The organism is Pseudescherichia vulneris NBRC 102420, from assembly GCF_000759795.1.
Lineage (GTDB): Bacteria > Pseudomonadota > Gammaproteobacteria > Enterobacterales > Enterobacteriaceae > Pseudescherichia > Pseudescherichia vulneris.
Genome location: NZ_BBMZ01000043.1, coordinates 1 through 5,829, shown reverse-complemented (window position 1 = coordinate 5,829; position 5,829 = coordinate 1). Strand labels below are relative to the sequence as shown.

10 protein-coding genes and 1 pseudogene are annotated in these 5,829 nt (G+C 50.3%); all 11 read right to left on the bottom strand.

Annotated features, from left to right (window positions below):
• Nucleotides 1-41: 41 nt before the first annotated feature.
• Entirely contained in the window at nucleotides 42-707 is a 666-nt protein-coding gene (locus EV102420_RS20695; protein ID WP_042396186.1) for a baseplate wedge 1 family protein, read from the bottom strand.
• Nucleotides 704-1,903 carry a baseplate J/gp47 family protein gene (locus EV102420_RS20690; protein ID WP_042396185.1) on the bottom strand — a complete coding sequence of 400 codons (1,200 nt, stop codon included), beginning with the start codon at nucleotides 1,901-1,903 and terminating at the stop codon, nucleotides 704-706. The genes EV102420_RS20695 and EV102420_RS20690 overlap by 4 nt, the downstream gene beginning before the upstream one ends.
• A complete protein-coding gene (locus EV102420_RS20685; RefSeq protein ID WP_042396182.1) occupies nucleotides 1,903-2,256 on the bottom strand; it encodes a contractile injection system sheath initiator in 354 nt (117 codons plus the stop codon). Before EV102420_RS20685 ends, EV102420_RS20690 begins: the two co-directional genes overlap by 1 nt.
• 1 nt (nucleotide 2,257) lies before the next feature.
• Nucleotides 2,258-2,911 carry a Gp138 family membrane-puncturing spike protein gene (locus EV102420_RS20680; RefSeq protein WP_042396180.1) on the bottom strand — a complete coding sequence of 218 codons (654 nt, stop codon included), beginning with the start codon at nucleotides 2,909-2,911 and terminating at the stop codon, nucleotides 2,258-2,260.
• Nucleotides 2,912-2,980: 69 nt separating this feature from the next.
• A complete protein-coding gene (locus EV102420_RS23035; RefSeq protein WP_042396189.1) occupies nucleotides 2,981-3,313 on the bottom strand; it encodes an STY1065/STY2022 family phage-derived protein in 333 nt (110 codons plus the stop codon).
• Between the two features lie 274 nt (nucleotides 3,314-3,587).
• On the bottom strand, nucleotides 3,588-3,908 hold the full coding sequence (locus tag EV102420_RS20665; RefSeq protein WP_255211705.1) for an STY1065/STY2022 family phage-derived protein: 321 nt from the start codon (nucleotides 3,906-3,908) through the stop codon (nucleotides 3,588-3,590).
• A gap of 32 nt (nucleotides 3,909-3,940) precedes the next feature.
• Nucleotides 3,941-4,234: a hypothetical protein gene (locus EV102420_RS20660; RefSeq protein ID WP_042396173.1), complete on the bottom strand. Its 294-nt coding sequence runs from the start codon at nucleotides 4,232-4,234 to the stop codon at nucleotides 3,941-3,943.
• Nucleotide 4,235: 1 nt separating this feature from the next.
• On the bottom strand, nucleotides 4,236-4,556 hold the full coding sequence (locus EV102420_RS20655) for an STY1065/STY2022 family phage-derived protein (RefSeq protein WP_042396171.1): 321 nt from the start codon (nucleotides 4,554-4,556) through the stop codon (nucleotides 4,236-4,238).
• Nucleotides 4,557-4,566: 10 nt separating this feature from the next.
• Nucleotides 4,567-4,776 (bottom strand): hypothetical protein, encoded by a 210-nt coding sequence (locus tag EV102420_RS22220; RefSeq protein WP_106403965.1) that lies wholly within the window; start codon nucleotides 4,774-4,776, stop codon nucleotides 4,567-4,569.
• Between the two features lie 50 nt (nucleotides 4,777-4,826).
• The gene (locus EV102420_RS20650; protein ID WP_042396167.1) at nucleotides 4,827-5,201 is read right to left on the bottom strand and encodes an STY1065/STY2022 family phage-derived protein; all 375 of its coding nucleotides are present in this window, start codon (nucleotides 5,199-5,201) and stop codon (nucleotides 4,827-4,829) included.
• Nucleotides 5,198-5,829, bottom strand: a pseudogene (locus EV102420_RS22595) (hypothetical protein); the annotation flags it as partial. The gene EV102420_RS20650 and the pseudogene EV102420_RS22595, both read right to left, overlap by 4 nt.

Sequence of the window (5,829 nt, the reverse complement as noted above, 5' to 3'; positions counted from 1 at the left end):
TTATTACTCCATTTGGATATAATCCGCTGATTTAAGGTTACTTAAAGCACGCTCTCCCATGCGCCATCGTCAAAACCGGCTATCCAGTTATTTGTGATATCAAAGCCAAAAAACTGGCTACCTTCAGAGGGGGTTAATACATCACCAGACCAGACTCCAGCCGCCTTCACCGTCAGATAACCCTGGCGTATAGCGGCGAGCAGTTCGAGCGATACGCCTGCGCTGCCGTTTTCATAAAAAACCCAGACCGATATCGTCATATCCTGGTTGTCAACGATCTGCATGCGCAGACCCGAGCCTGCCGTTGCGGCATCAAGAATGGCGGGTAGCGTGTCGTTCTGTCCATTCCAGTTATTAATTGCGATTTTTGCCTTAAGAACGATGCGATAGGTCTCGTCACTCAGTACCGTAAAGCCGCTGTCAGGATCGTATGGTCCCTGCCAAACGCCCTGATCATATCCCAGCGCGTCGTTATCCCATGAAAAGTAGATGCCGCTGATAGGTTCGCGAACGTAACGGGTACGTCCCACCCACTCGCCGATCTGGTCGAGCTGGGTGCCCACTGCCGTGTCGATATCAAAATCCTCGGGCATGGCCTTTAGCGCGGTGGAAATATTGATAAACGGACGGGTTGAGAGATTGATGTGTTCGAAAAATAGCGGCTTCGTGGCATGGTAGTTAGTGATTAGCTCCGTGTATTTACTCATGCAGCCACCGTAATCTGAATATTATCTACCGAACAGATCGCAGCCGCGTCGTAGGCAAGGGTAATATTGGCTGCCGCCATGCTATCTGCCGATGTCCCGATCACCAGCGCAATGATGTCGTAATACCGGGCGCTTCCCCCACTGACTACCCCAAGATTAGCTGGCGAATAGAGTCGGCTTAGCAGGACATCGTCACCGATTGCCAGGCCATTCACATAATCCGCAATAGCCTCTTTTATCTGTTCGCCAATTTGTGATGTGTAGCCGGTAAAAGCCTGTAAGGTAACGGAGGCGAAAACCGGCACATCGATGGGGCGGGAGAAGCTGATAAGGTGTGGATTACCGTACAGGTCCGACACGGTGACCGCCGTCGAGCCGTAAGTACTGACCCCCAGCCCTTTTTTACCCTGCAGCACGATGGCAACAGTGGATACATCACCACCGTCGATTACCCCGCAGATGGAGTGCGGTGGTAGGCCGTTGCTGTCAGCGACACCCGTGTCATTTTCATATAGCTTATGTCGCATTACGCCAGTGATATTGGCTATCGCACCGTCAACCGCCTGGAACGGCGTCAGCGAGGGCAATCCGACGCTCTGGCTCTGTCGGATGCGAAGCTCCGCGTCGGTTTCTGCTGCGGTGCCAACGGTTGCCGCAGCCGGATTCGTGACGGAAGACCAACCGCGGGTTGGCGTGTTGATCCCGGTTATTGTTCCGGCAAGAGCAGCAACCGCACCGCTGCTTGAGCAGGTTGCCGTTATGGTCACGGTGCCATCGAGACCGATAACCACGCTGGAAGGAAGGCTCCATACAATATTATTGTTGTCCTTCGCCGAGCCGTTAGTGATAACCGTTCCGGCTGTCCCGTACAGTACCAGATCGGCAGTAGAGCGGGTCGCACCTTTACGGGAAATGCCGTTGATTTTTACCGTGCTGGACAGCGCCGCGCCGTAGGCCGTGGCAGGCGAATAGCAGTTGTAGACGGCGATAGCCGCATTATTGGCATCATGAATTGCCAGCGCCATTAGTGCCACCATCTGTCCATCTTTACTGTCGGGTTCCAGATAAGCATCACTGCCGTAAATCTGCTGGAAGTAGCCGGTCAGCGTACTGAGGATCGTCTGGTAGTCAGGCGCACCGATCCCCTCAGCGGTTACCGTTGCCGATAAGCCGAGCGTGTCGAGATTCAAAGACATCAGGCCTCCGAAGTGAGCGTTATAGGTCCATAGAAAGTGTCGATTTCAGCAAAAAAGTGAACACGACGCGTTGTTGTATTCACCGTAGTATTAAATGATCGGATGGTGTTTACGCCTTGCGTCTCAAGGATACGCTGGCGGATCGCCAGGTCGTAAATCTCCGGTTTCTGCCTGCCAAGCACCGACTGGATCCAGGGTGTGCCCACCGTCGTGTCGAGAAACCACTCCCCATACCAGAGATTAAAACGGGTCAGTACAGCCTGTGCCACCGCTTCCGGTGAGTTGCTTAGCCAGGCCTCGTCGCCGCTGCCGAAGGTATAGTCACCATTACTGTCTTCACGTCGGTAGCGCATTTTAACCTCCTAGCGGGGCGGTGCTGTTGCCACCGCTTTCAACGCCGCCGTGGCTGTGTTGGTCAACTATTGAACCATCAACTAGCTGGAGTCGCCCGTCGGGAAGAATTTTCAGCCCGTTCAGATTAAATCCGCCGGGTGCCGTTCCGTTGATGGTGCCGCTTTCAGGATTCAGGCTGAGCCGCGTCTCGCCATCGTCGCTGCGTATCTCCACAGCATTGGTGCTGATAGCGCCGATCTTCTGTACCTGCGACTGTGGGCCAACGATAGCAAAGGCGTCGGACAGATCGTGCATGCGATCATCCGCTGGCTCCTGAACACCCCCACTCTGCCACCAGAAGTCGATACAGCGGTCGGCAAATATAACCAGACATTCATCACCCTCTTTGATCGGGAACGTCAACGTACAGCCACCGCCACGAGGAAAGATGACGGGCACATCAACCAGTTGCGGGTAAAAATGGGTACTCTGTTTACCATTCTCACCACTGTGAATGTAACGGACCGCAGGCTGCACTATGGCGGTGACGGTTTCAGGGTCAAAAGCCTGGATAATGCCGGGCGATGCCACGCGCAGATTCTGATTTAATGCCTTAAGCTCTGACCTGAAAGTTTCAGACAGGCTACCGCTGAAGGATTGATCGGTTTGTATCATTGATAACCCCCATAAATAAAAAGACCGCCGATTGGCGGGTGAATTTGAATGAATGCTTCTGGCGAACGGCTAGTCAGATAGTTTCCTGCAGGGGAATGAAGCAATAATAGGAGGTATGTCCATATTAGCCTGGAGTAACTGAACGTTCAGGAATCGCACTTCACTATCCGGACGGTGCACGTACTCGAAGCCATAGTTGTTGCCGTCACTGGCGGGCATTAGGGTCATGTCAACTTTCATTCCCGTTTCATTAGGACCCAACATTTCTATTCGCTGATAAGTCACTCTCTCACCATTTACTTTATTTAATGCACCGGGAATCACCTCTAATTGATAATGACCGCATTGTATTGTGTATATACTGGCATTGACCTGAAATGCAAAAAAACGAAAAACAAACAAATAAAAGCCCTCATGTTTCAAAGTCCTTTTTTATAAGATCCGTCAGAACCAAGATCATCAGCCCCGCGTGCCTCGCACACCATGTCCATATACCACTCCTGGCCCCGCGTATCGCCCTTATAGTTTATCCCCCGCACCATATACACCCCGTCAGCCGCGATGCTGGCAAGCTGTGCTTTCGATGCCGGACGTGTCGCCTGCCGGTTTTCGTTTATCCCGCTCACAGGAAAACGCCCGCCCTTGATGTTATCTTAGATAAAAATAAAACCTGTGATTATTTAACTGTGACACAATTGTAAGTTGCAAACTGCCGAGGTTCGCTAACACCGACTTGAATCCATTCAACGTTAAGAGTAGCTTTTCCATTGAGGCCGATAAATTCTATCCCAACCCATACCCCAGGCTGATTCGTAGTCATCACCCATTCAAATTTAATATTATTATAATCGCCACCCTCCTTAAGAAAAGTTATTTTTTGCGTGTCGGGCTTAGCACCATTAATTCTTGCCAAACCATCATTTGCCCAATGCACTTTAAAGTTACCACATTGAGAATCGGCAAAAGCATTTAAATTGAAAATAAATAATAAAATCATCGAGATTATTTTTGAGCATTTCATAAGATACATTAGTAAGTTGTTTTTTGTATTGTTCCTTGACCGTATAAATCATCAGCCCCGCGTGCCTCGCACACCATATCCATATACCACTCCTGGCCCCGTGTATCGCCCCTGTAGTTAATCCCCCGCACGATGTAAACGCCGTCAGTCGCGATGCTGGCAAGCTGGGCTTTCGATGCCGGACGTGTCGCCTGCCGATTTCCGTTTATCCCGCTCACCGGAAAAAATCCGCTATCCTTAATAGCACCTGAAATAAAAATCAAACGGTAATTATTTAACTCTGACGCAATTGTATGTTGCAAGCTACCGAGGCATATCTGTACCTGTTACTCCGGCCCGGATCCACTCGGCATTAAGAATAGCTTTTCCATCGCGTTTAATATATTCCAGGCCTACCCATGTATTCGGCTGATCGGTAGCCATCATCCATTCAAGCTTAAGGTTACTATAATCTTCTTTTTCTTTTAAAAAAGTTATATGCTGTGTTTCAGGTCTTACACCATTAATACGAAACCAACCATCGTCAGGCCCGGCGCTTAAGCGGAAAGGACCACATTGTCCGTCCGCAAAAGCATGGAATGGTAAAATTAAAATGGCTATAGCAAAGACACAATTAGCTTTCATATTATCATCCCTATGGGAGAGCTTTTTCTTTAACTGATTTTCTTGCTAAATCATCAGCCCCGCGTGCCTCGCACACCATATCCATATACCACTCCTGGCCCCGCGCATCGCCCTTATAGTTAATCCCCCGCACGATGTAAACGCCGTCAGTCGCGATGCTGGCAAGCTGTGCTTTCGATGCCGGACGTGTCGCCTGCCGGTTTTCGTTTATCCCGCTCACAGGAAAACGCCCGCCCTTGATGTTATCTGAGATAAAAATAAAACCTGTGATTATTTAACTCTGACACAATTGTAAGTTGCAAACTGCCGAAACCCATCTACACCTGTTACGCCAGCCCGGATCCACTCAGTATTAAGAATAGCTTTTCCATCACGCTTGATGTACTCCAGGCCAACCCACGTATTCGGTTGATCGGTAGCCATCATCCATTGAAGTTTTATATTATCATAATCATTCTTTCCCTTTAAAAAAGTTATATGCTGCGTTTCAGGGCGTGCACCATTAATATAAATATATCCATTGTCAATACCACTATCTGAAAGTATATAATTACCACATCGAGCAAATGGCTTTCCCGCACAAAAAGCTGGAGTATTTAAAATAGTTAAAAATAACATTACAATGAGCATTGTTATTTTTTTCATTTAGGTGCCAGCTTATTTGTAGTATTTGACTTTATAAGATCATCAGCCCCGCGTGCCTCGCACACCATATCCATATACCACTCCTGGCCCCGTGTATCGCCCCTGTAGTTAATCCCCCGCACCACATACACCCCGTCAGTCGCGATGCTGGCAAGCTGGGCTTTCGATGCCGGACGTGTCGCCTGCCGGTTACCTTTTATCCCGCTCACCGGAAAACGCCCGCCCTCCTTCGCGATATCCTCAGCCGGGAGGTTCTGCTGGTTGATGATAACCTCTGCCTGGTTAAGGTGAATAAGGCCGTTTGTGCGGATTTTCGGTGTAATCAGACACCGCACGTTGATTCCCTTGCCGAGGGTCTGCGTCGGCGTCCCCACCAGTCCGGTCCGGCTGTTCAGCACCACCGCGTCATGCATGTACTCGTCCTTCTTCAGCATCACCCGCTGCCCGTCAACGAACATCCAGCTGGCATTGCACTGCCGGGCCACCTCATCCATCAGCAGCCGCGTCTTGCCGAACAGCACCCGCCCCCGCGGGTAGACTTTCGCCGGCATCGCCGGGGTCTGCCCCTCCGTCACCCCGAACGGGGCAAAGTCCTGCATCAGGGCGTGGTTCATCTCCGCAAGGGTGT

Coding starts and splice junctions, on each gene's coding strand:
- EV102420_RS20655 (WP_042396171.1), bottom strand. CDS start 4,556: ATGAAAGCTAATTGTGTCTTTGCTATAGCCATTTTAATTTTACCATTC.
- EV102420_RS20665 (WP_255211705.1), bottom strand. CDS start 3,908: ATGATTTTATTATTTATTTTCAATTTAAATGCTTTTGCCGATTCTCAA.
- EV102420_RS20680 (WP_042396180.1), bottom strand. CDS start 2,911: ATGATACAAACCGATCAATCCTTCAGCGGTAGCCTGTCTGAAACTTTC.
- EV102420_RS20690 (WP_042396185.1), bottom strand. CDS start 1,903: ATGTCTTTGAATCTCGACACGCTCGGCTTATCGGCAACGGTAACCGCT.
- EV102420_RS20695 (WP_042396186.1), bottom strand. CDS start 707: ATGAGTAAATACACGGAGCTAATCACTAACTACCATGCCACGAAGCCG.
- EV102420_RS20650 (WP_042396167.1), bottom strand. CDS start 5,201: ATGAAAAAAATAACAATGCTCATTGTAATGTTATTTTTAACTATTTTA.
- EV102420_RS20685 (WP_042396182.1), bottom strand. CDS start 2,256: ATGCGCTACCGACGTGAAGACAGTAATGGTGACTATACCTTCGGCAGC.